The 24,157-nt window shown below is 66.8% G+C and carries 24 protein-coding genes; 5 read left to right on the forward strand and 19 right to left on the reverse strand.

What is annotated here, in order from left to right:
• Nucleotides 1-76: 76 nt before the first annotated feature.
• From ABB25_RS08815 to purB, 9 genes are all read right to left on the reverse strand, one after another.
• Complete coding sequence (locus tag ABB25_RS08815) at nt 77-1,846, reverse strand: ABC transporter transmembrane domain-containing protein (protein WP_057665963.1); 1,770 nt, start codon at nt 1,844-1,846, stop codon at nt 77-79.
• The gene (locus tag ABB25_RS08820) at nt 1,836-2,447 is read right to left on the reverse strand and encodes an IMPACT family protein (RefSeq protein ID WP_057665965.1); all 612 of its coding nucleotides are present in this window, start codon (nt 2,445-2,447) and stop codon (nt 1,836-1,838) included. The genes ABB25_RS08815 and ABB25_RS08820 overlap by 11 nt, the downstream gene beginning before the upstream one ends.
• Nucleotides 2,448-2,491: 44 nt before the next feature.
• The gene (locus ABB25_RS08825) at nt 2,492-3,085 is read right to left on the reverse strand and encodes an LOG family protein (protein WP_057665966.1); all 594 of its coding nucleotides are present in this window, start codon (nt 3,083-3,085) and stop codon (nt 2,492-2,494) included.
• Nucleotides 3,086-3,160: 75 nt separating this feature from the next.
• Nucleotides 3,161-4,585 carry a dihydrolipoyl dehydrogenase gene (gene lpdA, locus ABB25_RS08830; protein ID WP_057665972.1) on the reverse strand — a complete coding sequence of 475 codons (1,425 nt, stop codon included), beginning with the start codon at nt 4,583-4,585 and terminating at the stop codon, nt 3,161-3,163.
• 126 nt (nt 4,586-4,711) lie between these two features.
• Nucleotides 4,712-5,911, reverse strand: a complete 1,200-nt coding sequence (sucB, locus tag ABB25_RS08835; RefSeq protein WP_057665974.1) for a dihydrolipoyllysine-residue succinyltransferase — start codon at nt 5,909-5,911, stop codon at nt 4,712-4,714.
• A gap of 43 nt (nt 5,912-5,954) precedes the next feature.
• Nucleotides 5,955-8,786 (reverse strand): 2-oxoglutarate dehydrogenase E1 component, encoded by a 2,832-nt coding sequence (locus ABB25_RS08840; protein ID WP_057665976.1) that lies wholly within the window; start codon nt 8,784-8,786, stop codon nt 5,955-5,957.
• Between the two features lie 205 nt (nt 8,787-8,991).
• The gene (locus ABB25_RS08845; RefSeq protein ID WP_057665978.1) at nt 8,992-9,909 is read right to left on the reverse strand and encodes a GNAT family N-acetyltransferase; all 918 of its coding nucleotides are present in this window, start codon (nt 9,907-9,909) and stop codon (nt 8,992-8,994) included.
• A gap of 15 nt (nt 9,910-9,924) precedes the next feature.
• A complete protein-coding gene (locus tag ABB25_RS08850) occupies nt 9,925-11,355 on the reverse strand; it encodes a cupin domain-containing protein (RefSeq protein WP_083488214.1) in 1,431 nt (476 codons plus the stop codon).
• A 164-nt stretch (nt 11,356-11,519) separates the two neighbouring features.
• Nucleotides 11,520-12,887 carry an adenylosuccinate lyase gene (gene purB / locus ABB25_RS08855; RefSeq protein ID WP_057665980.1) on the reverse strand — a complete coding sequence of 456 codons (1,368 nt, stop codon included), beginning with the start codon at nt 12,885-12,887 and terminating at the stop codon, nt 11,520-11,522.
• Between the two features lie 119 nt (nt 12,888-13,006).
• Here purB and ABB25_RS08860 point away from each other — a divergent pair, with 119 nt between their 5' ends.
• Nucleotides 13,007-14,398: a class II fumarate hydratase gene (locus ABB25_RS08860; RefSeq protein WP_057665982.1), complete on the forward strand. Its 1,392-nt coding sequence runs from the start codon at nt 13,007-13,009 to the stop codon at nt 14,396-14,398.
• 105 nt (nt 14,399-14,503) lie between these two features.
• Here ABB25_RS08860 and ABB25_RS08865 read toward each other — a convergent pair whose 3' ends face one another.
• The 7 genes from ABB25_RS08865 to ABB25_RS14560 all read right to left on the reverse strand — a co-directional run bounded on the left by ABB25_RS08865 (nt 14,504) and on the right by ABB25_RS14560 (nt 19,074).
• Entirely contained in the window at nt 14,504-14,926 is a 423-nt protein-coding gene (locus tag ABB25_RS08865) for a hypothetical protein (RefSeq protein WP_057665984.1), read from the reverse strand.
• 84 nt (nt 14,927-15,010) lie between these two features.
• On the reverse strand, nt 15,011-15,601 hold the full coding sequence (locus ABB25_RS08870) for a YggN family protein (RefSeq protein ID WP_057665985.1): 591 nt from the start codon (nt 15,599-15,601) through the stop codon (nt 15,011-15,013).
• Nucleotides 15,602-15,619: 18 nt separating this feature from the next.
• A complete protein-coding gene (locus ABB25_RS08875) occupies nt 15,620-16,558 on the reverse strand; it encodes a DUF4097 family beta strand repeat-containing protein (RefSeq protein ID WP_057665986.1) in 939 nt (312 codons plus the stop codon).
• A 45-nt stretch (nt 16,559-16,603) separates the two neighbouring features.
• Nucleotides 16,604-17,617, reverse strand: coding sequence for a hypothetical protein (locus ABB25_RS08880; protein ID WP_152981129.1), 1,014 nt, complete (start codon nt 17,615-17,617; stop codon nt 16,604-16,606).
• Nucleotides 17,614-18,495, reverse strand: a complete 882-nt coding sequence (locus tag ABB25_RS08885; RefSeq protein ID WP_057665990.1) for an ABC transporter ATP-binding protein — start codon at nt 18,493-18,495, stop codon at nt 17,614-17,616. Before ABB25_RS08885 ends, ABB25_RS08880 begins: the two co-directional genes overlap by 4 nt.
• Nucleotides 18,492-18,848, reverse strand: coding sequence for a GntR family transcriptional regulator (locus ABB25_RS08890; protein ID WP_057665992.1), 357 nt, complete (start codon nt 18,846-18,848; stop codon nt 18,492-18,494). The genes ABB25_RS08885 and ABB25_RS08890 overlap by 4 nt, the downstream gene beginning before the upstream one ends.
• 1 nt (nt 18,849) lies before the next feature.
• Nucleotides 18,850-19,074: a hypothetical protein gene (locus tag ABB25_RS14560; protein ID WP_152981131.1), complete on the reverse strand. Its 225-nt coding sequence runs from the start codon at nt 19,072-19,074 to the stop codon at nt 18,850-18,852.
• A gap of 128 nt (nt 19,075-19,202) precedes the next feature.
• Here ABB25_RS14560 and ABB25_RS08895 point away from each other — a divergent pair, with 128 nt between their 5' ends.
• The 4 genes from ABB25_RS08895 (at nt 19,203) to ABB25_RS08910 (ending at nt 21,839) form a co-directional block, all read left to right on the forward strand.
• The gene (locus ABB25_RS08895) at nt 19,203-19,781 is read left to right on the forward strand and encodes a glutathione peroxidase (RefSeq protein WP_083488221.1); all 579 of its coding nucleotides are present in this window, start codon (nt 19,203-19,205) and stop codon (nt 19,779-19,781) included.
• A gap of 93 nt (nt 19,782-19,874) precedes the next feature.
• Nucleotides 19,875-20,834, forward strand: a complete 960-nt coding sequence (locus ABB25_RS08900) for an FKBP-type peptidyl-prolyl cis-trans isomerase (RefSeq protein ID WP_057665994.1) — start codon at nt 19,875-19,877, stop codon at nt 20,832-20,834.
• A 114-nt stretch (nt 20,835-20,948) separates the two neighbouring features.
• The gene (locus ABB25_RS08905) at nt 20,949-21,200 is read left to right on the forward strand and encodes a SlyX family protein (RefSeq protein WP_057665996.1); all 252 of its coding nucleotides are present in this window, start codon (nt 20,949-20,951) and stop codon (nt 21,198-21,200) included.
• Nucleotides 21,201-21,206: 6 nt separating this feature from the next.
• The gene (locus tag ABB25_RS08910) at nt 21,207-21,839 is read left to right on the forward strand and encodes a DUF2058 domain-containing protein (protein ID WP_057665997.1); all 633 of its coding nucleotides are present in this window, start codon (nt 21,207-21,209) and stop codon (nt 21,837-21,839) included.
• Between the two features lie 79 nt (nt 21,840-21,918).
• Here the strand turns inward: ABB25_RS08910 and ABB25_RS08915 are convergent, their stop codons facing one another.
• The 3 genes from ABB25_RS08915 to ABB25_RS08925 all read right to left on the reverse strand — a co-directional run bounded on the left by ABB25_RS08915 (nt 21,919) and on the right by ABB25_RS08925 (nt 24,156).
• Complete coding sequence (locus ABB25_RS08915) at nt 21,919-22,467, reverse strand: NMCC_0638 family (lipo)protein (protein WP_152981133.1); 549 nt, start codon at nt 22,465-22,467, stop codon at nt 21,919-21,921.
• A 90-nt stretch (nt 22,468-22,557) separates the two neighbouring features.
• The gene (locus ABB25_RS08920; protein WP_057666000.1) at nt 22,558-23,733 is read right to left on the reverse strand and encodes an MFS transporter; all 1,176 of its coding nucleotides are present in this window, start codon (nt 23,731-23,733) and stop codon (nt 22,558-22,560) included.
• A 45-nt stretch (nt 23,734-23,778) separates the two neighbouring features.
• Nucleotides 23,779-24,156 carry a DUF6508 domain-containing protein gene (locus ABB25_RS08925; RefSeq protein WP_057666002.1) on the reverse strand — a complete coding sequence of 126 codons (378 nt, stop codon included), beginning with the start codon at nt 24,154-24,156 and terminating at the stop codon, nt 23,779-23,781.
• Nucleotide 24,157: the final 1 nt, after the last annotated feature.

Here is a 24,157-nt window from a genome sequence, read left to right on the forward strand (position 1 = left end):
CCGTCATCGGGGCATGACCGAGCAGAGCTGCTGGTAGCAGCGCGGCAGGGTGGCTGCCGCCTGTACTCGGCCGCTGTCAGTGAATGAACTGCAGGTGCGCCAGTTCGGCGTAGAGTCCGCCAGCGGCCAGCAGCTCTTCATGGCGGCCCTCGGCGACAATCCGTCCCTGGTCCATCACCACGATGCGGTCAGCCGCCATCACCGTGGCCAGGCGATGGGCAATCACCACCGTGGTGCGGCCCTGCATCAGGCGGGTCAGTGCCTGCTGCACGGCATGCTCGCTCTGTGCATCCAGCGCGCTGGTGGCTTCATCGAGCAGCAGCACCGGCGCATCACGCAGCAGTGCCCGGGCAATGGCCACACGTTGCTGCTGGCCGCCGGACAGGCGGGTGCCGCGTTCGCCCAGCTCGCTGTGGTAGCCCTCCGGCAGTGCCGCCAGGAAGCCATCGGCTTCGGCGGCGCGGGCGGCGGCGAACACCTCCTCATCGCTGGCGTCCAGGCGTCCGTAGCGGATGTTCTCCAGCGCCGAGCCGGCAAACAGCACCGGATGCTGTGGCACCAGCGCCATCGCCTGGCGCAGCTGCTGCGGGTCGAATTGGCGCACGTCCACCCCATCCAGACAGACCTGGCCCTGCTGCGGATCATAAAAACGCATCATCAGGGTCAGCAGCGAGCTCTTGCCGGCCCCGGAGGGGCCGACCAGGGCCACGGTTTCGCCCGGGCGGATATGCAGGTTGATCCCCTGCAGCACCGGCGCCTGCGAGCGCTGCGGGTAATGGAAGTGGATGTCGCGCAGTTCCAGCTCGCCGCGCACCGGGGCTGGCAATGGCATGGGCGAGGCCGGGGCATGGATGGTGACCGGCTGTGCCAGCAGCTCGCTGACCCGGCCCATGCCGCCGGCAGCGCGCTGCAGCTCGTTCCAGACTTCGGCCAGGGCGCCGATCGAGCCGCCGCCGATCATCGCAAACACCACGAACTGGCCCAGTGCACCGGCGCTCATCTCGCCAGCGGCCACCGCGTGGGCGCCGTTCCACAGCACCAGCACGATGGCGCCAAAAATCAGCACGATGGCCGCGGCGGTAACCACGGCCTGGGTGCTGATCCGCCGCCGGGCGGTGGCCAGCGCCGCGTCCAGGGTCTGCCGGTAGCAGCGCTGCTCGTAGTCTTCGCGCGCATAGGCCTGTACCGTGCGGATCGCCCCCAGCCGTTCGCTGGCGCGGCCGGTGGCCGCGGCAATCGCATCCTGGCTTTCACGTGAGGCACGCTTGAGCCGGCGCGCGCCCAGGATCACCGGCAGGATCGCCAGCGGAATGCCGAGCAGGCTGTAGGCGGCCAGCCGTGGGCTGGTGGCGAACAGGCCGATCAGTGCGCCGGCGGCGGTCACCGCCGAGCGCAGTGCCACCGAGATGGTGGTGGCGACCATGTTGCGCAGCAGTTCCGAATCGGTGGCCAGGCGCGAGATCAGTTCGCCACTGCGGTTGTTGTCATGAAAGCTGGCATCGAGCGCGATCAGGTGCGCATACAGCTGGTCACGCAAATTACGTATTACGCTTTCGCCGAGCAGCGATACAAAATACAGCCGTGCAGCCGTGGCCAGCCCCAGGCCAACGGCGACCAGGAACAGGACCAGGAAGGCGCTGTCGATCCGAGTACCGCTGCCAAAACCCTGGTCGATCATGCGCCCGATCGCCAGCGGCAGGCACAGCGTGGCCAGGCTGGACAGGCCCAGTGCAATCAGCCAGCCACTGAGCAGGCCCGGATAACGGCGCAGGAACGGCCACAGCGTGGTGATGCTGTCAAAACGCGAGGGGGAGGCGGAATCGGACGTGGTGGGGTCAGCGTGCATTGACAGACTCATCGCAGGTGAGCGTGATGCGGTTGCGTGAGCCATCACGCAGGCGCAGGGTCAGGGCGGAAAGCTGCGCTGCCGGCAGCCGGATCTGCAACTGCACGCCCTGCTCGGTGAAATGCTCGCTCAGTTTTTCGGCCTGATGGTTTTCCAGCGCACTGTGCAGCAGGCCGAGTTCGTCGAACGGGCAATCCACGCCGGCCTGGCAGTAGTGCACCAACTCGCGGCGGGGTGCGGTGCGCAGGCATTCGGCGGCCGTGCCGCCATAGGCACGCACCAGCCCGCCCGCGCCCAGTTTTATCCCGCCATACCAGCGGATGACCACGACCATGACCTGGTCAAAGCCCTGGCCATCGATTGCGGCCAGAATCGGGCGACCGGCGGTACCGGCCGGTTCGCCGTCGTCGCTGGAGCGGTATTCCTGGCCGATGCGGTAGGCCCAGCAGTTGTGGGTGGCATCGGCCACGCTGACTTCGCGCAGGAAGGCCAGTGCCGCGTCCGGGTTCGTCACCGGGCTGGCCAGGGCCAGGAAGCGGCTGTGTTTGACTTCCAGTTCGTACTGGACAGGCTGGGCAAGGGTGTAAGGCATTGCCACCATTGTAGAGCCAGTTGTGAAGACTGGCACAAAGCCTGCATCAGGCCTCAACGCAGCGCGGCGCGGCGTTTTTCGTCGAACCACTTGCCGGCATCGCCGGGGGTGTAAGTGTTCATCCACTGCAGCATCTGGCCGATGTCTTCGCCGAACCACAGGTCGTGGCGCTGGTCGGCGTGCAGGAACTTCTCGGCCACCATGTGCTCGATCATCGCCATCAGCGGGCTGTAATAGCCATTGACGTTGAGAAAGGCGATCGGCTTCTGGCCGATGTTGAGCTGGCGCCAGGTCAGCATCTCGAACACTTCCTCCAGCGTGCCGAAACCGCCGGGCAGGGCGATGAAGCCATCGGACAGATCGAACATGCGCGACTTGCGCTCATGCATCGAGCCGACCACTTCCAGCGTGGTCAGTCCCTTGTGGGCCACTTCCCAATCGACCAGATGCTGCGGGATCACCCCGGTGACCTCGCCGCCGGCATCGAGCACGCCGTTGGCCACTGCGCCCATCAGGCCGGTGTTGCCGCCGCCATAGACCAGGCGCAGGCTGGCGTCAGCCAGATGCCTGCCCAGCTCGGTTGCGGTACTGGCGTAAATCGGGGTGGCGCCGGCATTGGCGCCGCAGTAAACACACACAGACTTCATTGGTTGCTCCAACAGGCAAAAAGGCGAAGGCCCCGCAGCTGCAGGGCCTTCGCTGTCACAGACGCAACGGGCGGATCAGTTGGTCTTGTGGATGGCGCGCTTGCTCACCGCCATCGCCGCGTCGTGAATCACTTCCGACAGCGACGGGTGGGCGTGGCAGATGCGTGCCAGGTCATCGGCCGAGCCGCTGAACTCCATGGTCAGCACACCTTCGTGCACCAGCTCGGAGACATTGGCGCCAACCAGGTGCATGCCGAGCACGCGGTCGGTCTCGGCGTGGGCCAGGACCTTGACGAAACCGGCCGGCTCGACCATCGCCACGGCACGGCCGTTGGCGGCGAACGGGAAGCTGCCGGCCTTGTACGGGATGCCCTCGTCCTTGAGCTGCTGTTCGGTCTTGCCGACCCAGGCCAGCTCCGGCTCGGTGTAGATCACCCACGGGATGGTGTCGAAGTTGACGTGACCCGGCAGGCCGGCGATCAGTTCGGCCACCGCGATGCCTTCCTCGAAGCCCTTGTGCGCCAGCATCGGCCCGCGCACGCAGTCACCCACGGCCCAGACGCCGTCCACGCCGGTGTGGCAGTGCTCGTCGACGATGATCTGGCCACGCTCGTTGAGCTTGACCTGGCAGCCTTCGCCCAGCAGGCCCTTGGAGGCGGCCTTGCGGCCGACGGCCACCAGCAGCTTGTCCACGGTCAGGGTCTGCTCGCCATTGGCGTCGTTGTAGGTCAGCACGACTTCGTCGCCGACCACTTCGGCCTTGGCCAGCTTGGCGCCGAGCTTGATGTCCAGGCCCTGCTTCTTGAATTCACGCGCGGCCAGCTTGGCCACTTCGGCGTCGGCAGCGGCCAGGAAGTTCGGCGCGGCTTCCAGGATGGTGACTTCCGAACCCAGACGCTTCCAGACCGAGCCCAGCTCCAGGCCGATCACGCCGGCACCGATCACGCCCAGGCGCTTCGGGGTCTCGGTGAAATCCAGCGCGCCGACGTTGTCGACGATGTGCTTGCCGTCGAACTTGGCAAACGGCAGCTCGATCGAGTCCGAGCCGGCGGCGATGATGACGTTGGTGCCCTTGAGCTCAACCACCGAACCATCGTGCTGGGTCACGGTGACCACATTGCCGGCCTGCAGCTGGCCGAAGCCGTAGTAGGTGGCAACCTTGTTGGCCTTGAACAGCATCGCGATGCCGCCGGTGAACTGCTTGACGATGGCGTCCTTGCGGCCAACCATCTTTTCCACGTCGATGCCGGCATTGTCGAAGCTGATGCCGTGCTCGCCGAAGATGTGGCCCATGTTCCAGAACTGGCGCGAGGAATCCAGCAGCGCCTTGGACGGGATGCAGCCCACGCGCAGGCAGGTGCCGCCCAGGGCCGGCTTGCCGTCCTTGCCCAGCGCGGCATCGATGCAGGCGGTCTTCAGGCCCAGCTGGGCAGCGCGGATGGCGGCATGGTAGCCGGCCGGGCCGGCACCGATGACGACGACGTCGAATTGTTCAGCCATTGAATAGTTCCTTGTTGCTTGCCCGGGATCCGTTGCGGAACCGGTGGCGCGGTGCGCCAGGGTAGGGCGGGAGTGCGGGGGCTCAAAACCGCACCGCTCCCCGTTGGCGGGGAGCGGTGGCGGGGATTACAGGCCCAGCAGCATGCGGCCCGGGTTTTCCAGCTGGTTCTTGATGTCGACCAGGAACTGGACCGAGTCCTTGCCATCGATGATGCGGTGGTCGTAGGACAGTGCCAGGTACATCATCGGGGCGATCACGACCTGGCCGTTCTCGGCGATCGGACGCTCCTTGATTGCGTGCATGCCCAGGATGGCGCTCTGCGGCGGGTTGACGATCGGGGTCGACAGCAGCGAACCGAAGGTGCCGCCGTTGGTCACGGTGAAAGTGCCGCCCTGCAGCTCTTCCAGCGACAGCTTGCCGTCACGCGCCTTCTTGGCGTAGTCGGCGATGCCCTTTTCGATGTCGGCAAAGCCCATGCGCTCGACATTGCGCAGGACCGGGGTGACCAGGCCCTTGTCGGTGGACACGGCGATGGAGACATCCGAATAGCCGTGGTAGACGATGTCGTTGCCGTCGATGGAGGCATTGACCAGCGGGAAGCGGGCCAGCGCATTGGCGGCAGCCTTGACGAAGAAGCTCATGAAGCCGAGCTTGATGCCGTGGGCCTTGACGAACTCTTCCTGCAGTTCCTTGCGCGCGGTCATCACCTTGGACAGGTTGACCTCGTTGAAGGTGGTCAGCATCGCGGTCGAGTTCTTCGACTGCATCAGGCGCTCGGCGATGCGGGCGCGCATGCGGGTCATCGGCACGCGCTCCTCGGCGCGGGCGCCGGAAGCCTTGGCGGCGCCGCCGCTGCGGGCGTAATTGATGATGTCTTCCTTGGTGACCGCACCGCGACGGCCGGTGCCGTCCACATCGGCCGGATTCACGCCTTCGGTGATGGCCGAGAAGCGGGCGCCCGGGGGCAGGGCGGTGCCGGCAGCAGCGGCCGGGGCCGGTGCGGCGGCGGCCGGAGCAGCGGCCGGAGCCGGGGCAGCAGCGGCCGGGGCCGGTGCGGCGGCAGCCGGGGCGGCAGCAGCGGCAACGGCGCCTTCCTCGATGATGGCAACGATCTGGCTGCTGGTGACGGCATCGCCTTCAGCGAACTTCAGCTCCTTGATCACGCCATCGACCGGAGCCGGGACTTCCAGAACAACCTTGTCGGTTTCCAGGTCCAGCAGGTTCTGATCGCGGCTGACCTGATCGCCGACCTTGACGTGCCATGCGGCGATGATGCCGTCAGCGACGGATTCGGGCAGGACCGGGGCTTTGACTTCGGTGGTCATTAGATGAGTTTCCTGGTTGCAGATTCTGTGGAGAAGGGGAGGCTTAGTCGGCGTACTTGTTGTCGTCGAAGCTGTTGACCAGCGCATCGGCCAGCAGCTGCTGCAGCTCGGCGATGTGGTCGGCCATGTGGCCAACGGCTGGCGACGGCGACCCCGGACGACCGGCGTAATGCAGGCCCAGCGACCCGACCACCGCCTGCAGGTGGTGGCGGATCTGGTACCAGGCGCCCTGGTTCATCGGCTCTTCCTGACACCAGACCACATCGGTGGCATTGGCGAAGCGGGCCAGTTCGGCCTTTACGGCCTCGCGCGGGAACGGGTACAGCTGCTCGACACGCACCAGGGCGACATCGTCCTGGCCACGCTTGGTCACGTCCTCCAGCAGGTCGTAGTAGACCTTGCCCGAGCACAGCACCACGCGCTTGACCTTGGCCGCATCGGCGGCGGTGGTGTCGGCGATCACGGTCTGGAACTGGCCGTTGGCCAGCTCCTCCAGCGAGGAGACCGCCAGCTTGTGGCGCAGCAGCGACTTCGGGCTCATCACCACCAGCGGCTTGCGGGTGGTCATGTGCATCTGACGACGCAACATGTGGTAGGCCTGGGCCGGGGTGGACGGTACGCAGACCAGCATGTTTTCCTTGGCGCACAGCTGCAGGAAACGCTCCAGGCGCGCCGAGCTGTGTTCCGGGCCCTGGCCTTCATAGCCGTGCGGCAGCAGCAGGGTCAGGCCGGAAATGCGGCCCCACTTGGCTTCGCCGGAGGCAATGAACTGGTCGATGACCACCTGGGCGCCGTTGGCGAAGTCGCCGAACTGGCCTTCCCAGATGCACAGGGTGTTCGGGTCGGTGGTCGAGAAGCCGTACTCGTAGGCCATCACGGCTTCTTCGCTGAGCAGCGAATCGATGATGGTGGCCTTGGACGGGGTATCGACCAGCTGGCGCAGCGGCAGGTAATAGGCGTCGGTGGTCTGGTCGTGCAGGATCGCGTGGCGGTGGGTGAAGGTGCCGCGGCCGACGTCCTGGCCGACCAGGCGCAGGCCAAAGCCTTCATCCAGCAGGGTGGCGTAGGCCAGGTTTTCGGCAAAGCCCCAGTCAGCCAGCTGTTCGCCGGCGGCCATCTTGCGACGGTCGTCATACACCTTGGCCACGCGCGAGTGCAGCTTGACCTCGGCCGGGATGGTGGTGATGTTCTCGGCCAGGGCCTTGAGCTTGTCCATCGCCACCGCGGTGGAGACGGCATCCTTCAGGCTGCCGGTCAGGTACTTGCCCCAGTCCACATACAGCTTGGAGGTGACCGGGGTCTTGCCCAGGTCGGCCAGCTCGGTGGTCACTTCGCCGGCGTCGAGCTTGTCGCGGAAGCCATCCACCAGCGCCTTGGCGGTAGCCGCGTCGATCACGCCTTCGGCGGCCAGCTTCTCGGCGTACAGCTCGCGGGTGGTCTTGTGCTTGCGGATCACCTGGTACATCAGCGGCTGGGTGATCGACGGTTCGTCGGCCTCGTTGTGGCCCCAGCGGCGGTAGCACACCAGGTCGATGACCACGTCCTTCTTGAACTGCTGGCGGAAGTCATAGGCCAGCTGGGCGGCGTAGACCACCGCTTCAGGGTCGTCGCCGTTGACGTGGAACACCGGCGCGCCAACCATCTTGGACAGGTCGGTGCAGTACAGCGTGGAGCGGGTGTCATCCGGGTTGGAGGTGGTGAAGCCCACCTGGTTGTTGATGACGATGTGCACGGTGCCGCCGACGGCAAAGCCGCGGGCCTGCGACATCTGGAACAGCTCCATCACCACGCCCTGGCCGGCAAAGGCCGAGTCGCCGTGGATCAGGATCGGCATGACCTGCGAGCGGCTGTCATCGCCACGGCGTTCCTGGCGCGAGCGCACCGAACCGGCAACCACCGGGTCGACGATTTCCAGGTGCGACGGGTTGAAGGCCAGTGCCAGGTGGACCGGCTCGCCATCGGTGACCACGTCGGCCGAGAAGCCCATGTGGTACTTGACGTCGCCGGCGTGGGCGCGGGCGTCGTGCTCGAACTTGCCTTCGAATTCGTCAAACAGCTTGCGCGGGCTCTTGCCCAGCACGTTGACCAGCATGTTCAGGCGGCCACGGTGGGCCATGCCGATGATGATGTCCTTGACGCCATCACCGCCGGCACGCCGGATCACGCGGTCCATCATCGGGATCAGCGATTCGCCGCCTTCCAGCGAGAAGCGCTTCTGGCCGACGTACTTGGTGTGCAGGTAGCGCTCCAGGCCCTCGGCAGCGGTCAGCCGCTCCAGGGTGCGCTTCTTGATCTCGGTGGACAGGCCGTAGTTGCCGCCATCCTGCTCCAGGCGCTTGTACAGCCACTGGCGCTGCTCGACATCGGCGATGTACATGAACTCGGCGCCGATCGAACCGGTGTAGGTCGCCTTCAGGCGGGCCAGCAGGTCGCGCAGCTTCATCCGCGGCTGGCCGCCCACGCCACCGGTGCTGAACTCGTCGTTGAGGTCAGACTGGGACAGGTTGTGGAACGGCAGCTCCAGATCCGGCGGGTTGGTCGGCTGGGTCAGGCCCAGCGGATCGAGCCGGGCGCCGAGGTGGCCGCGCGAACGGTAGGCGGTGATCAGGCGGCCGACATTGCGCTCGCGCTCATCGCCGGTGCCTTCGGCGCTGGCAGTGACCGACTTCCTGGCCGCATCGGCGATGTGCGCGATGACGGCCGAGTGGGGGATGTCACCCGCCTGACGGCCATTGAAACCATCGAAGTAGGTCTTCCACTTGGGATCGACGCTGTCAGGAGAGACCAGGTACTGCTCGTACAGGTCTTCGATGTAGGCGGCGTTGCCGCCGGCGAGCTGCGATGACTGCGCAAACTGCTTCAGTAGATTGTCCACGATGGAGTTTTGGTTCGCTTGTGGGGTAAGTCGACGGTGAGGACGCGCCTAGCCGGTGTTGCAGGTTAGTCAACGCCAGTTTTTTTAACCTCTTGATTATACCCCCGGGGATGCTTAACGGGGGATCGAGGGGTGGTATGGCTTTGATTCTTTAGCCCAATGGCATTAGGCATTTACATACGCCTGGGTATCGATCGAAGGTGGATCACAGCCGTAGCGGGCGCAGCTCCGGACACTCGCGGGAATTGGCCCAGTGTTGCTCGAACTGCTGCTGCAGGCGTTGTGCCGCCGGACGCCAGGGCAGCCCGGCAGTGCCTTCAGGCAGGTCGGCATTGCTGCGCGCCAGGCTATAGCCACGGTCGTTGACCGCCAGTGCGTCGGCGCTGGTGGTGCGCTCCAGGTCGCGCTGGCGCAGGCAAAAGACGCTGGGCAGGCGCTGGATCAGGGCCAGGACCGGGCCACCGCTGCGCGCGATGCGCAGCGGGTCATCGACCAGCACCTGGATGGTTGTCGGCTGGCGGCGGGCAGCCAGGCTGCGCAGGCTCTCCAGCACCAGGGGGGCATCCAGCAGGCCCGGATCCAGGGCCGGCGCGAGCAGCCGCAGGTGGCGGCCGGTGGTGCTGATGATGCAGGCCAGTGCGGCCTGCGCGGCAGTGTCATCGGCCACGGCCATGGTGCCATCCAGTCGGCGCTGCAGCGGCAGGTGGGGCAGGCCAGCCTCGTCGAACTGCGGCCCGGCCGGCAGGTAGCCGGCGCGCAGGTACAGTGGCAGGGCTGGCAGTTGCGCGTGCAGGGTCAGCCGGCCCAGCCCGCGTTCGCGCGCCGCCTCACCCAGCCAGTCCAGCAGCTGGCGGCCGATGCCCTGGTTGCGCCAGGCCGGCAGCACGGCCATGCGCCCGATCCGGCCGCTGTTGCTGGCCGGGTCGATCACCATGCGCGCGGTGGCCACCGGTTGACCTTCTGCGTCCACGGCCAGGACATGTACAGCGCTGACGTCATGGCTGTCCTGCTCCAGTGCCGGGTCGATGCCCTGACCCAGCACAAAGACGGTATGGCGGATCGCATGGACCGTGCCCGCCTGGCGGGGATAGTCGACGGCATGCAGGCTGATGGCTGTGGACATGGCGGGCTCCCGGGCTCAGGGCTGACGGTCGGCATCCTGGTCGGGGCCGACCAGTTCGGTGTACTCGATCTCCACTTCCGGCGCGTCCGGGTCTTCGTCGTCCCCGGCGTGTTCGTCGCTGTGCGGATCGTTCACCAGTTCCAGGTACTCCACCTCCAGCTCGGGGCCGTCGCCGTCGCGCTTGTCATCGTCCCGGCTGTCGTCGACCACCTCGTCCTCATCCTCGTCGATGGCCTGCGGGTCCAGCAGCTGGTAACCACCGGCGGCCACCAGGGCGAGCACGGCCTTGCGCCCCTTGGCGCTGAGCTTGCGCCACAGCGGGTAGTCAATCACTTCGGCGGCGGCGATCAGCGGGGCATCCTTGCTGCCCACGGCCAGGTCGCGGCCACTGAAGAACACGGTGGCGCCGCTGGCGTTGCCGCGCCAGGCCACGCGCGCCCACGGGTGGCGGTGCAGTTCCCAGCCGGCGGACAGCGCGGGCTCGACATGCACCGGCTCCGGCGTATCCGGGCCGGGGCTGATGTCGCTGGCGCAGCGGTAGGTGGTGATGAAGCGGCCGAACCAGTTTTCCAGCTGCTGCGGATCATCCAGGCGGATCGCATTCAGCGCCTTGACCACGCGCTTGAGGGCGGCGGTGTCGATCTCGTTGGGATCAGCCGGCGCCTTCAGGTCGCCATCGGTATAGCGGATGTCCTCGCAGGCATCGGCCACCAGCTCATCGACAAAGTCGGAGAGCAGCTCGGCCGCCGACGGCGCGCGCATGCCGAAGGAGAAGGTCAGGCAGGGGTTCACTGCCACGCCGTCGTGTGGCACGTTCGGCGGCAGGTAGAGCATGTCGCCCGGACCCAGCACCCAGTCATGGCTGGGCTTGAACTTCTTCAGCAGCTTGATCTCGGCATCGTCGCGGAAATCCAGCGGCGGGCGCTTGCCCTTGGTGGATTCGGAGGCGTCGATCTTCCAGCGACGCTGGCCATGGGCCTGGAGCAGGAACACGTCGTACTGGTCGACATGGGCACCCACGCCGCCACCGGTGGCGGCAAAGGAAATCATCACATCATCCATGCGCCAGCGCGGCAGGAAGCCGAAGTGGTCGACCAGCGCGCGCACGTCGGCATCCCACTTGTCCACGTCCTGCACCAGCAGGGTCCAGTCGTGGTCGGGCAGGCCCGGGAAGTCCTCCTCGGCGAACGGGCCGGTACGCACGCTCCAGCCGTTGTTGTTGCCATCGTGGCTGATCAGCCGTGCCAGTACACCCTGCTCGCAGGCCAGGCCGGCCAGGTCCTCGGGCATCACCGGGGTTTCAAAGTCAGGGAAGGCGTTGCGGATCAGCAGCGGGCGCTTCTGCCAGTAATCGCGCAGGAAGCTGGCCACCGGCATGCCGAGCATCTGCCCGGGCTTGGCGTGGACTTCGATCGGGAAGGGCTTGGGCTGCTTGGCGGAGGCCATCGGCGTGAATCCTTGCTGCGGGGTAGGGGGTGCCCGCGGGGCACCAAGGGGGCCATTGTCCACCGGGGCGCGGGCAAACGCACCCCCGGGATTTGCGCCGGATCAAAACGCCAGGACCCGCGCCGGAGGGCGCGGGTCCTGGGGGGTTGCCGGTAGGGCCTGGATCAGATGGCGCGTGCCAGATCCGCCGCCAGGCCGGTGTAGCTGCCCGGGGTCATCGCCAGCAGCGGGGCCTTGGCCTCGGCCGGCAGGTCCAGGCCGGTGATGAACTCGCGCATCGAGTTTTCGGTGATGCCCTGGCCACGGGTCAGCGCCTTGAGCTGCTCGTAGGGGTTGGGCAGGCCATGACGGCGCATCACCGTCTGCACGGCTTCGGCCAGCACTTCCCAGGCCGCATCCAGGTCGGCATCCAGGCGCTCCGGGTTGACGGTCAGCTTGCCCAGGCCCTTGGCCAGCGATTCCAGGCCGACCTGGCCGTGGCCAAAAGCGGTGCCCAGGGCGCGCAGCACGGTGGAGTCGGTCAGGTCGCGCTGCCAGCGGCTGATCGGCAGCTTGGCCGAGAAGTGTTCAAACAGGGCATTGGCGATACCGAAATTGCCTTCGGCGTTTTCAAAGTCGATCGGGTTGACCTTGTGCGGCATGGTCGAGGAGCCGACCTCGCCTTCCTTGAGCTTCTGCTTGAAGTAGCCCAGCGAGATGTAACCCCAGATGTCGCGGGCCAGGTCGATCAGGATGATGTTGGCGCGGCGGGCGGCATCGCCGATCTCGGCAATGTTGTCGTGCGGCTCGATCTGGGTGGTGTAGGGGTTGAACACCAGGCCCAGCGAGGTGACGAACTTTTCGGCAAAGGCCGGCCAGTCAACGGCCGGGTAGGAGGCGATGTGGGCGTTGTAGTTGCCCACCGCGCCGTTGATCTTGCCGGTCAGCTCGACGCCGGCGATCTGCGCGATCTGGCGCTCCAGGCGGGCCACCACGTTGGCGATTTCCTTGCCCAGGGTGGTCGGTGAGGCGGTCTGGCCGTGGGTGCGCGAGAGCATCGGCTGGTCAGCCTGGGCGTGGGCCAGACTGCGCAGGGAATCGGCAATGCCCTGGTAGGCCGGCAGCACCACGCTGCGGCGGGCCTGTTCCAGCATCAGGCCGTAGGAGAGGTTGTTGATGTCCTCGCTGGTGCAGGCGAAATGCACGAATTCCAGGGCCGGGGCCAGCTCGGCGTCATCGCGCAGCTGCTCCTTGATGAAGTACTCCACCGCCTTGACGTCATGGTTGGTGGTGCGCTCGATTTCCTTCACCCGGGCGGCCTGCTCCGGGCTGAAGTTCTCGGCCAGCGCACGCAGGCGGGCGCTGGCCGCGGCCGTGAAGGCCGGCAGCTCGACGATGCCAGGCTCGGCGGCCAGGGCCAGCAGCCATTCGATCTCGACCTTGATGCGGGCGCGGATCAGGCCGTATTCGGAAAAAATCGGCCGCAGCGCGTCGACCTTGGAGGCGTAACGACCATCGAGCGGGGACAGGGCAAGCAGGGCAGAGTGCGACATGTCGGTGACGGAGCAGTAACGGCAGGGGCGCATATTCTACGCGGTGCCGGTAGCTGACCGCAGGGCGGGGCAGGCATCATCGGGTTTTATTTTCCTGTTGCACGGCAAGGGTGGCTGACATGGACAAGGACAACTGGCGTACCGAGCATGATTCGATGGGGCAGCTGCAGGTGCCGGTCGAGGCCCTGTGGGGCGCCCAGACCCAGCGTGCGCTGAACAATTTCCCGCTCTCCGGCAGGCCGCTGCCGGCCCGTTTCGTTGCCGCACTGGGGCTGGTCAAGGCGGCGGCGGCACGGGTCAATGGCCGTCTGGGCCTGCTGGCGGCCGAACGTGCGGCCGCGATCGAGGCCGCTGCCACCGAGGTGGCGGCCAACCGGCATGACCCCCATTTCCCGGTGGATATCTACCAGACCGGTTCGGGCACTTCTTCCAACATGAATGCCAATGAGGTGATTGCCACGCTGGCCAACCGCCAGCTGCCGATCGAATGGGCCGTGCATCCCAACGACCACGTCAACCTGGGCCAGAGTTCCAACGATGTGATCCCGACCACCCTGCGGGTGGCCGCGGTCGGCGCGGTGTCCGGGCGGCTGTTGCCGGCGCTGGAACATCTGTCCACGGTGATCGGCGGGCGGGCGCAGGAGCTGCAGCACGTGGTCAAGACCGGGCGCACCCATCTGATGGACGCGATGCCTTTGACCTTCGGCCAGGAATTCGGCGCCTGGCAGGCCCAGCTGGACAGTGCGCGCAGCCGCTTTGACGATTGTCTGGTGCGCCTGCGCCGTCTGCCGCTGGGCGGCACGGCGGTGGGGACCGGGGTCAATGCCGATCCGCGTTTTGCCCCGGCGGTGGTGGCCGAGCTGGCCGAGATCACCGGCCAGCGCTTCGTGACTGCCCCCAACCTGTTCGAGGGCCTGGCCTGCCAGGACGACGCGGTCGAGCTGTCCGGCCAGCTCAATGTGCTGGCGGTGGCATTGATGAAGATTGCCAACGACCTGCGCTGGATGAACTCCGGGCCGTTGGCCGGCCTGGGGGAAATCGAACTGCCGGCGCTGCAGCCGGGCAGCTCGATCATGCCTGGCAAGGTCAACCCGGTGGTGCCCGAGGCGGTGGTGATGGTCTGCGCCCAGGTGATGGGCCTGCATGTGGCCAATACCGTGGCCGGGCAGACCGGTAATTTCCAGCTCAACGTGACCCTGCCATTGCTGGCGGCCAACCTGCTGGAGGCGGTGCAGCTGCTGGCCAACGCCTGCCGCCTGCTGGCCGACCAGACCATTGCCGGGCTGCGTGTGCGCCAGGATGTGGTTGCCGCCGCACTGGCCCGCAACCCGATCCTGGTCACCGCGCTGAACCCGATCATCGGCTATGAAAAGGCCGCTGCCATTGCCAAGCAGGCCTACGAGCAGGGCCGGCCGGTGCTGGAGGTGGCACTGGAGCAGACCGACCTGGGGCGGGAACACTTGCAACAGCTCCTCGATCCGGTGCTGCTGGCCCATCCGGATCGCCACTGAACCCCGTTCCGGGCGCTCTGCTCCGGTCTGTAGAGAGGACAAAGGGCCCGTTCGGGCCCTTTGTGGTCATGCTCAATCGCCGCCGTCAATCAGCGCATTGACGCTTCAGCGCTCGGCCACCAGGTTGTCGAAGCATTCGGTGTAGTCACGCAGCTCAGGCACCGCGGCAATCAGTTCGGGCGGAAAGATCACCAGGTTGGCCGGTGCCTGGATCTTTGGCGCACGGGCCTGGGTGGTGTCGGAGGTCAGGGTGTTCTGGCGCAGGATCTGCATTTTCACGAAGACCTCGCGCAGCAGGGTGCGCTGGTGCTCGTCGGTGGGGATGCCGATGTCATCGATGCGCAGGTTGCCATCGGCCAGGATGTGGATCTGCGGGTAGGGGCGGCGCATCAGCATGACCGAGTGGTCCATGGCCACCACACGCGGTTTGTTGCGCTCGGCGCGATGGGCGCGATAGGCCTCACGGTCGCCACAGGCTGCCAGCAGCAGGGTGGACAGGGCGATCAGGATCAGCAGCAGCTTCTTCATGGCGGGCAGACAGCAAAACGGGGCGACCATTGTAGTCGCCCCGCCTGTACGCCGACTCAGGTCCGGCAGATCAGCATGCGTTGATCAGGACAGATCGATCTGCCCGTCGTTGCGGCAATCGGCAATGGTCTTGTCGTTGATCGATGCATACGGTGCGAACTCCGGCACGGCGGCGGCCAGCGCCTGGCCGGCGAGCATCAATGCCGGCAGGCGATCACACAGCTGGGCAGCGGCCTGCTTCAGGCCGGCAGCCCTGGCTTGTACCTCGGCCTCGATCTGGCCGGCATCCTTGCCGCTGAGCGCGCCGCCCAACGCCGTTGCTGCTGCGCCGACCCCCAGTTCGGCGCCCTGCAGGCCAAGCTGCATGCCCTCACTGGCGATGGTCTGGATCTGCTGGCGGTACTGCAGCGCCAGCGCCTGTTGTTCGGCGGTCAGCGGCAGCGGTTTGCCATCGATGCTCAGCACGCCTTCCGGGCTGATCGAGGCAGCCGGCAAGCCGTCGGCATTGAGCTGGAACTCCTCGTTGGCCAGCTTCTGCGCGGCCTTGTCCATTTCCTGGCGCACCTGGGCCTGGATCCTGCTGCTCAGGTCGGCCTGTTGCTCGGCGCAGCTGGCCAGGGGAAGGATCAGCGCGGCAGCCAGTGCCAGACGCTGTAGCGGGGTGGGAATACGCATGGCAATGTTCTCCGGTTGTCAGGGTTTGCGCGGCAACTGCACGTCGCCACCGATGTTGTTGTGCTTGACCTCGCCACTGCCCAGCTGCTGCACCTGCAGGCTGCCGCTGGCCTGGTCCACGCGCAACTCGCCCGAACCGATGGTCTGTGCCCTTACCGAGCCGGTGACTGTCTGCAGCTGGATATCGCCGGAGCCGACGCTGCCGATGCTGACATCGCCATTGATCTGCCCGGCCTGGATGTCCCCCGAGCCCAACGCCGGGATGGACAGGCTGCCGATGCCGTGCAGCTTGACATCGCCGGAGCCGACGGTGAGCTCGACCGCGCCGGTGATTGCGCTGGCCTCCAGATCGCCCGAACCGAGGGTGGCGGCAAGGCCGTTGGCGTTGTCGATCTGGACGTCGCCCGAGCCCAGGGTCAGCTGCACCGGACCGCCGATCCGGCTGGCGACCAGGTCGCCGGAGCCCACCCGCGCCTGCAGTGCGCCGGTACCGGTCAAGCGGACATCGCCCGATCCCAGCTGCACGCTCAGCGGCATCTGCGCCGGCAGGCTGCCACGCAGGTCCAGCCAGGCGTAGCGCTCCCGGCCCAGGCTCAGGCCCTGGCGCATCGGCGCTTCCAGCTTCACCCGCAGCTGGTCACCCTCGCGCTGCTGGGTGATCTGCAGCCCATCCAGCAGGTCGGCAGAAGCGGCGCAGGCACGCCCGCTCAACTGGCCAGTGGCTTGCTCCTGGCCGGTCAGGACCAGGGTGTCCGGACCGACTTCGAAACTGACCGAGGTGACCCCGTCCAGCGCCAGCTCCAGCGCGCGCGGGGCGTGATGGCGGCAGTTGGCCGGGCCATCGGCCGCCGGGCTTGCGCTGTCGGCGGTGGTGGCCGGGCCGGCAGTGGCTGCCGGTGGTTGGCTGCAGGCGGCCAGCAACAGGCCAACGGGAAGCAGGGCAGGACGCAGGTTCATGGCAGACCTCGGCAGGAGCGGAAGGATGTGAAAGGGCGCGGTGTTTCAGCTGTCATCACTGCGGCGGCGCAGCCAGACAGCCCCGGCCACGCAGGCCAGCCCGAAGACAGCGCCGATCCACAGGGCCGGCAGCGACAGCGGTGCGAAGGCATGGCTGGCCGAGAACAGGTTGGTCAGTGCGGCCTGGTCCTGGCCGGCGGCATCGGGCAGGTAGAGCTCGGTCATCCCGGGCATGGTGCCCAGCAGCAGGCGGGCGATGCCGTCCCGCCACAGGGCGGCATGCCCCAGCCCGGTCATCCCGACCAGCCCGCTGGCACTGAGCAGGGCGCCGCCCAGCACCGGTACCACCACCGCCCACAGGAACGGCACCCGGCGGGCGAAGGCCGAGCACAGCAGCAGCCAGCCAGCGGTCGGCAGTGCCCACAGGGCATAGGCCGGCAGCGACAACAGCAGGTTGCCGAGCAGGGCCAGCGGGCGGGCGGGCTGCCAGACCAGGGCGACCGGGTCGGCCCCGGCCCAGGCCACGCCGGCCATCATCAGGGCCAGATAACCGGCCACGGTCAGCGCCGAGGCGAGGATGGCCAGCAGCGGAGCCACCAGCAGGGCGGTGGCCAGTTTGGACAACACCGTGGCCAGGTCCGAGACCGGCAGCGATTTCCAGAACAGGATGCTGCGGTCGCGGCGGTCGTCATACAGCGCGCCCAGGCAGTAGAAGAACACCACGAAGGCCATCACCAGCAATGGCCAGAACGCGGCCAGCAGCAGGGTCATGTTCAGCACATCGGCCAGCTGGCCGTAATCCTCCGGGCCCATCCGGCTGGCCAGGGCCGCCAGGTCCAGGCCGTTGAGGGTGATCGTCTCGCCATTCATGTCGACCTGGCCGGAGGCGTTGCGGCCAAGCAGGACCGCGGTGACCATGCCGATGGCGGTCAGCAACAGGGCCAGGCCGCCGGCGACCAGCGGGGCATACAACACCCCGGTGCGATGCTCCCAGAATTCGCGGCGCAGCAGCCAGCCGAAGCGACGCAACGGGGGAAGAGGGGTCACGGCGGCGTTCATGCGTAGGTTCCTTTCATGCTGGCGACAAACAGGTCGGCAAGGCCGGGGTTGCGCAGTTCGCCGAGGGCAGCCAGTTCGGCCCGCGGCACGTTGTCATACAGCAGCACGGTCTTGCCGAACGGGAACGCGCGCTCGTCGATGGGCCCCAGCGCACGCGCGGCCGGCAGCTGTTCGGCACTGACCAGTACTTCGCAGTAGCGCTCGGCCAGGGTTTCCATCGCGCTGTCCAGCACGATCCTGCCGTCGCGGATGAACAGTACATCGGTGAGGATGTGTTCGATTTCCTCGACCTGGTGGGTGGTGATGACGATGGTCTTGCCCTCGTCGAAATAATCCTCCAGCAGCTGCTGGTAGAACTGCTTGCGATACAGGATGTCCAGGCCCAGGGTCGGCTCGTCCAGGACCAGCAGGCGGGCGTCGATGGCCATCACCAGGGCCAGATGCAGCTGCACGATCATGCCCTTGGACATCTGCCGCACGCGCATGTCCATCTTCAGCTTGGTGGCCGCCAGCATGGCCAGGCAACGGGCACGGTCAAAGCGCGGATGCACGCCGGCGACAAAGTCGATGGCCTCGCGCACCTTCATCCAGCGCGGCAGTACCGCCACATCGGCGATGAAGCAGACATCATTCATCAGTGCATCGCGGGCGCGGCGCGGATCCTGGCCAAGCACCGACAGCTCGCCGTCAAACCCGGTCAGGCCGAGGATGGCCTTCAGCGCGGTGGTCTTGCCGGCGCCATTGGGCCCGATCAGGCCGACGATACGGCCCGGCTGCAGGGTGAAGTCGAGTCCGTCCAGGGCGGGCTGGCCCTTGCCGCGATAGGCCTTGCGCAGGCCGCGGGCGGTAATCATCGGAGCGTTCAGGTCAGTGCTCATCGGGGTGCCTTGATCAGGTCGGCCAGTGACAGCCCCAGACGCTCGATGCGCTCCAGGACAGCGGGCCACTGATGGTTGAGGAAGCGTTCGCGTTCACGTGCCAGCAGCAGCCGGGCCGCATCCGGGGTCATGTACATGCCCAGACCGCGGCGTTTTTCCACCAGCTGCTCGTCCACCAGCTCCTGGTAGGCGCGTGAAACGGTGATCGGGTTGAGCTGGTAGTCCGCCGCGACCTGGCGCACCGAGGGCAGGGCCTGGCCGGGCTGCAGCTCGCCATCGAGCATCAGGGTGATCACCCGTTCCTTGAGCTGGCGGTAGATCGGGGCGTCATCGCGCCATTGGATATCGGTCATGTCAACTCCCGGGGCGCAGGGCCCGGGCAAAGGAAAAGTACGGCAGGTGCAGGCTGCTGCGCAGGTCGGGCAGTGCCTTGTCGACCGTGCCGGGAGTGTCGCTGGCGTTGGGTAGCGCCAGCAGCATGATGCTGGCGATCAGCGCCAACCAGAAACACGCGGCCAGCGCCAGCACGGCGTACAGCCGGGCATTGAATGAATGTACGGGCGTGCGGGATCGGTTCATGGTGTGCCGCTCTGCGTGGCTGGTGTTGTATCTAACTATAACACCAAGATCGGGCCGCGACGATGCCAAAGGTCATGTTTTATGCTGAACCCCCCTTGTGATTGCAGATTCTTTCGATGCGCCTGCTCATGTGTGCTGTGTTGGCCTTGCTTGTTGTGGCTCCCGTTGCCTGTGCCGGACCGTCGCCTGCGGTTGCCGGCCAGGCGTCTGCGGTCGGTCCGGTGCTCAACCACCAGTACCGGCCGCTGGCCCGGCAGCAGCCGGTCAACCTGGCACAGGCCCATGCCGGGCAGGTGCTGCTGGTGGTCAATACCGCCAGCAAGTGTGGCTATACCACCCAGTACGAGGGCCTGGAGGCACTGCACCAGCGGCTGTCAGCGCGCGGTTTTGCGGTGATTGGCTTTCCATCCAATGACTTCATGGGCCAGGAGCCGGGCAGCGAGGAGCAGATTGCCGAGTTCTGCACGCTGACCTACGGGGTGAAGTTTCCGATGTACGAGAAGGTGGTGGTGAAGGGGCCGCAGGCCACCGGGCTGTACCGCCAGCTCGCCGCCGCTACCGGGGTCGCCCCGGGCTGGAATTTCCACAAGTACGTGATCGGTCGCGATGGCACGGTGCGTGCGCAGTTCCCCAGCCGGGTGCGTCCGGATGCACCGGAGCTGGTTGCCGCCATCGAGCAGGCACTGGCCGAGCCGGTGCCGCGTTGATCGGCCATGGCTCGACAAGTGCGGTGCGCATGCGACAATGTGCGCCATCACGCCGCCGTCAGGCGGTAATTCACTGATCCAGGAAAACAGCGAATGAAAATCGGAATGCGCGGCGCTGCGGTGTCGCTTCTGGCTCTGGCGATGGCTGCACCGGTGCTTGCCACCGCCCAACAATCAGCTGCCGCAGCGGCTAACAAGGAGACCTCTGTTTTGACCTCGGAACGTGAAAAGATCGGCTACGCCGTTGGTATTGACGTGGCCAGCTCGTTCGAGCCGCTGGCCGACCTGATCGATGTGGCTGCCCTGCGCGCTGCGATCGAGAATGCCTTTGCCGGCAAGGACCCGGTACTGAGCCAGGAAGAAGCCCAGGCCACCGACGGTGCGCTGCGCATGGCAATGATGGCCAAGAGCGGCCAGCCGATCCCGGGCATGGCGCCGGGCACCGAAGCCCCCAAGCCGGACCCGGTCAAGGTCGGTCAGCTGCTGGGCGGCTATGCGGTCGGCCCGTCGCTGACCCAGATCAAGGACGACATCTCGCTGGACGCGCTGTTTGCGGCCGTCGGTGATGTGTTCGCCAAGCGCGAGCTGCGCTTCACCCGTGAGCAGGCAATGGCCGAGCTGCAGGCGTTCGCCCAGGCCAAGGCCGCCCGCGTGTCGGAAGAAAACCGTCGCGCCGGTGCCGAATTCCTCGCTGCCAACAAGACCCAGCCCGGCGTGATCACCACTGCTTCGGGCCTGCAGTACCAGGTGCTGCGTGCCGGTTCCGGCGAGAAGCCGGCCGCCAGCAGCCGCGTGCGTGTGAACTACGAAGGCAAGCTGCTGTCCGGTGAGGTGTTCGACAGCTCCTATGCGCGTGGCGAACCGGCCGAGTTCGGCCTGAACCAGGTCATTGCCGGCTGGACCGAAGGCGTGGCGCTGATGCCTGTCGGTGCCAAGTACCGTTTCTGGATCCCGTCCGAGCTGGCCTACGGTGCCAATGGCGCCCCGGGCGGCAAGATCGGTCCGGATGCGACCCTGACCTTCGACGTCGAACTGCTGGGTGTGATGCCCTGATCCACAGCGCCGGCGCCAGTTGAAACAGGCGCTGGCCGTGGTCAGCCAACGGTGCCGCGGCGCAAGCCCGGCACCGTTTCCCGTTTGGAAGGTCCCAACGAGTTGAATGCCCGCATGACCGCAACTGATCCCAGCACGCACAGTGCACGCGAACAAGCGCTCGAGGCGCGGCTGGTGGAACTGGAAACCCGGCTTTCCTTCCAGGAACACACCATCGCCGAGCTCAGTGATGCCCTGGCCGAGGCGCGCATGGAAGGTGCCCGCAACACCAACCTGTTGCGGGTGCTGATGGAAGACCTCGGCAAGATGCGCAATGCGCTCAATTCCTCCGACCCGGCGAGCGAACCGCCGCCGCCGCATTATTGAACAACGATGAGCGATTCGATCCGCGACCAGTTACTGGGCATGGGCTTCAAACCTGCCCCCAAGCCCGAACGCAAGCCTGACCCGCGCAAGCCCGGCCCCGGCGGGCGTGGCCAATGCCCGGCCGCCGGGGCTGACGCCAACAAGCCTGGCAAGCCCGGCAAGCCGCGCGCTGAGCGGCGTCCGTCCGGCCCGGCCAGGGCGGGGCGCAGCCAGGAGGACATCGACCTGGCCAAGGCCTATGCCATCCGTGCGCAGAAGGAAAAGGACGAGCGCCTGGCCGCCGAGGCGGCCAAGCAGGAGGCTGCCCGCCTGCGCCGCGAGGCCAAGGCGAAGTTCGATGCCTTCATTGCCGGCAAGTCCTTGAATGTGGAATCGGCCGAGATCGCCCGCCACTTCGAGTACGGCGGCAAGATCAAGCGCGTGTATGTCACCGCCGAGCAGCTCAAGGCGCTCAACGCCGGCCAGCTGGGCGTGCTGCAGCAGAACGGGCGTTACCTGGTGGTAACGGCTGATGTACTGGCCGAAGCCGAGGCCATCTTCCCGCAGGGCGTGGCGCTGAAGGTGGACCCCAATGCCACGGCGCAGGAGGATCCTTACGCCGACCCGCAGTACCAGATCCCCGACGATCTGGTCTGGTAAATGCGGCCAGTGTGATGCGACAAGGCCCGGGGTGACCCGGGCCTTGTTGTCTGTCCGGCGCTGGCCGGGCGTTGTGACCTCAGCGGCTGCCGGTTGCCGGCGGATCGGTGTAATTGGCGCTTATCACCGCGCGCAGGCTGGCATCGGCCGCCGGGTCGATGGTCATCATCAACAGCACCGCGCGTGGCTGGCCCGGCTCGTGCCAGGTGTACTGGAGGGTCTGGCGCTTGCCATCGGCCGAGGCCTGGCTGTCGTGCTGGACCTGCAGCGGTGCCGGTGCGGACCGGCCGAGGTGGTTGAATTCCTCCTGCAGCGCGGTGGCATCGCCCTGGCGCACGTACAGCAGGCACAGGCCGCGGTTCTGACGGGCCAGGGCATGCGTGCGCTGGTACGGGTCGGCCACCAGCCAGGCCTTGCCGGGCTGGCCCTGCAGGAAACGGGTATCGGCCTCCAGCGGCACGCCGATGGTGGCCATCAGCTGTTCCAGCTGGGCCGGGTCGGGCAGGGTGCGGATGCAGGCATCGGCATACAGCCGTACCGGCAGACGCCCGGCACTGTCATCGGCGGTAGCGGTGGTGGGCAGGCTGGCAGCGATGGCAAGCACGGCACTGAGACAGCATTGACGCATGACACGATTCCTTGTGTTTTCGGCCTGCCCGTATAGCACGCAGTCAGGGCCTGCCGGCGCTGCCGATGGCGGTTGTGTGACCCGGGTCGCTCAGGTGGCGGGCTTGCGTTGCGGCCGCACCCAGATGAAGGCGATCACGGTGCCGATGAAGGCAAAGCCTGCACCGGCCAGGAAGGCGACCTGGCCATCGCCAAAGCGCCAGAGCTGGCCGGCGATCAGCGCGCCGAGCACGCCGCCCAGGCCGGAGGAAAAGCCATAGAACAAGCCCTGGCCGTGGCCGTTCAGGCGGCCGGGGAAGTAGCCGGCCAGCAGCTGCATGGCCGAGGCGAAGAAGGCGGCAAAGCCCAAGCAATGGGTGGCCTGGGCCACCAGCATCACCGGCAGGTTCTCCGGCCACAGCGCGGTGGCGACCCAGCGCAGGCTGGCACTGGCCATGGAGATGATCAGCAGCCAGCTGGCATCAAAACGCCGGAACAGCCGCGAGATGGCGAAGAACACCGCCACCTCGAACACCACCCCGACCGTCCACATCAGCCCGAGCATGCCGGTGGCATAGCCATGGCTGCTCATGTAGACCGAGAAGAAGGTGTAGTAAGGGCCGAAGGACAGCTGTTCGAGGAAGGCGGCGATGAAGAAGGCCAGCACCGCCGGCCGGCGCACGATGCTCCAGAAGCCGGCGCGGTCGCCCGAGTCGGTGCCACTGTCGATGTCGCGGGCATAGCGGTTGCCCAGCGCGCTGGCCAGCAGCAGGCCGAACAGCGGCAGCATCAACCAGGGCAGGTGGCTGGCACCGTAGCGCTGGATCAGCAGGCCAAAGCCGGCCACCACGGCGATGAAGCCGAACGAGCCCCAGACCCGGATCCGGCCATAGCGGTGGCTGTCCGCCCCGAGGTGGGTCAGGGTGATCGACTCGAACTGCGGCATCACCGCGTTGTAGAAGAAGCAGAACGCGGCCATCGCCACGAACGGCCAGACCCCGGGCAGCGGCAGCAGGAAGGCGCAGAAGGTGAGCAGGGTCAGCACGCAGCCGGCCTGCAGCCAGCGGATCGGGCGGGTGGACACCGCCGCGGCACTGGTCCAGATGCTGGGTGCGACCACCCGGGTGGCATACCACAGGCTCATCATCACGCTGATCGCGGTGATGCCCATGCCCTGGCTTTCCAGGTACAGGCTCCAGTACGGGGTGAAGGCGCCCAGCGCGGCGTAATAGAACAGGTAGAAACTGGACAGGCGTACCACCGGTACGCGCTCGACACTGACGGACATCAACAGCTCATCTGGCGCAGCGGCGCCGGTGGGGGAAGGGGGGAATCAGGCAAACGCGGCCAGGCGCTCGAGCCAGCGGCGCAGGTGGCCCTGCTCGAGCATGGCGGCCCAGTGGCCATCGCAGAAGCGTTCGCCACGGACCATCCAGGTCAGCAGGCTGCACAGGGTCGCCAGGCCAGCCCGGGCGATGCCGTCCTCGGCGCGGATCAGCGCAGAACAGGCCTGTGGCTGGTAGTGGCTGTCCGACCAGGGTGGTTGTGCGGCAGCAGCGAAGAAATCCTTCAGCGCTTGCGGATACTCCGGCCAGGGCAGCCCGTCGCCGGATTGCCAGCGGATCGGCGTCTGTTCACAGGCCAGTGCCGCCTGCCCGAGCGCGAGCAGCTGGGCGATGGCGTTGGCATCTGGCAGGGTGGTTTGATTCATT

It is taken from the genome of Stenotrophomonas koreensis (assembly GCF_001431525.1).
GTDB classification, from domain to species: Bacteria; Pseudomonadota; Gammaproteobacteria; order Xanthomonadales; family Xanthomonadaceae; genus Stenotrophomonas; species Stenotrophomonas koreensis.

Coding starts and splice junctions, on each gene's coding strand:
- ABB25_RS08815 (WP_057665963.1), bottom strand. CDS start 1,846: ATGCACGCTGACCCCACCACGTCCGATTCCGCCTCCCCCTCGCGTTTT.
- ABB25_RS08820 (WP_057665965.1), bottom strand. CDS start 2,447: ATGGTGGCAATGCCTTACACCCTTGCCCAGCCTGTCCAGTACGAACTG.
- ABB25_RS08825 (WP_057665966.1), bottom strand. CDS start 3,085: ATGAAGTCTGTGTGTGTTTACTGCGGCGCCAATGCCGGCGCCACCCCG.
- lpdA (WP_057665972.1), bottom strand. CDS start 4,585: ATGGCTGAACAATTCGACGTCGTCGTCATCGGTGCCGGCCCGGCCGGC.
- sucB (WP_057665974.1), bottom strand. CDS start 5,911: ATGACCACCGAAGTCAAAGCCCCGGTCCTGCCCGAATCCGTCGCTGAC.
- ABB25_RS08845 (WP_057665978.1), bottom strand. CDS start 9,909: ATGTCCACAGCCATCAGCCTGCATGCCGTCGACTATCCCCGCCAGGCG.
- ABB25_RS08850 (WP_083488214.1), bottom strand. CDS start 11,355: ATGGCCTCCGCCAAGCAGCCCAAGCCCTTCCCGATCGAAGTCCACGCC.
- purB (WP_057665980.1), bottom strand. CDS start 12,887: ATGTCGCACTCTGCCCTGCTTGCCCTGTCCCCGCTCGATGGTCGTTAC.
- ABB25_RS08860 (WP_057665982.1), top strand. CDS start 13,007: ATGGACAAGGACAACTGGCGTACCGAGCATGATTCGATGGGGCAGCTG.
- ABB25_RS08865 (WP_057665984.1), bottom strand. CDS start 14,926: ATGAAGAAGCTGCTGCTGATCCTGATCGCCCTGTCCACCCTGCTGCTG.
- ABB25_RS08870 (WP_057665985.1), bottom strand. CDS start 15,601: ATGCGTATTCCCACCCCGCTACAGCGTCTGGCACTGGCTGCCGCGCTG.
- ABB25_RS08875 (WP_057665986.1), bottom strand. CDS start 16,558: ATGAACCTGCGTCCTGCCCTGCTTCCCGTTGGCCTGTTGCTGGCCGCC.
- ABB25_RS08880 (WP_152981129.1), bottom strand. CDS start 17,617: ATGAACGCCGCCGTGACCCCTCTTCCCCCGTTGCGTCGCTTCGGCTGG.
- ABB25_RS08885 (WP_057665990.1), bottom strand. CDS start 18,495: ATGAGCACTGACCTGAACGCTCCGATGATTACCGCCCGCGGCCTGCGC.
- ABB25_RS08890 (WP_057665992.1), bottom strand. CDS start 18,848: ATGACCGATATCCAATGGCGCGATGACGCCCCGATCTACCGCCAGCTC.
- ABB25_RS14560 (WP_152981131.1), bottom strand. CDS start 19,074: ATGAACCGATCCCGCACGCCCGTACATTCATTCAATGCCCGGCTGTAC.
- ABB25_RS08895 (WP_083488221.1), top strand. CDS start 19,203: ATGTGTGCTGTGTTGGCCTTGCTTGTTGTGGCTCCCGTTGCCTGTGCC.
- ABB25_RS08900 (WP_057665994.1), top strand. CDS start 19,875: ATGAAAATCGGAATGCGCGGCGCTGCGGTGTCGCTTCTGGCTCTGGCG.
- ABB25_RS08905 (WP_057665996.1), top strand. CDS start 20,949: ATGACCGCAACTGATCCCAGCACGCACAGTGCACGCGAACAAGCGCTC.
- ABB25_RS08910 (WP_057665997.1), top strand. CDS start 21,207: ATGAGCGATTCGATCCGCGACCAGTTACTGGGCATGGGCTTCAAACCT.
- ABB25_RS08915 (WP_152981133.1), bottom strand. CDS start 22,467: ATGCGTCAATGCTGTCTCAGTGCCGTGCTTGCCATCGCTGCCAGCCTG.
- ABB25_RS08920 (WP_057666000.1), bottom strand. CDS start 23,733: ATGTCCGTCAGTGTCGAGCGCGTACCGGTGGTACGCCTGTCCAGTTTC.
- ABB25_RS08925 (WP_057666002.1), bottom strand. CDS start 24,156: ATGAATCAAACCACCCTGCCAGATGCCAACGCCATCGCCCAGCTGCTC.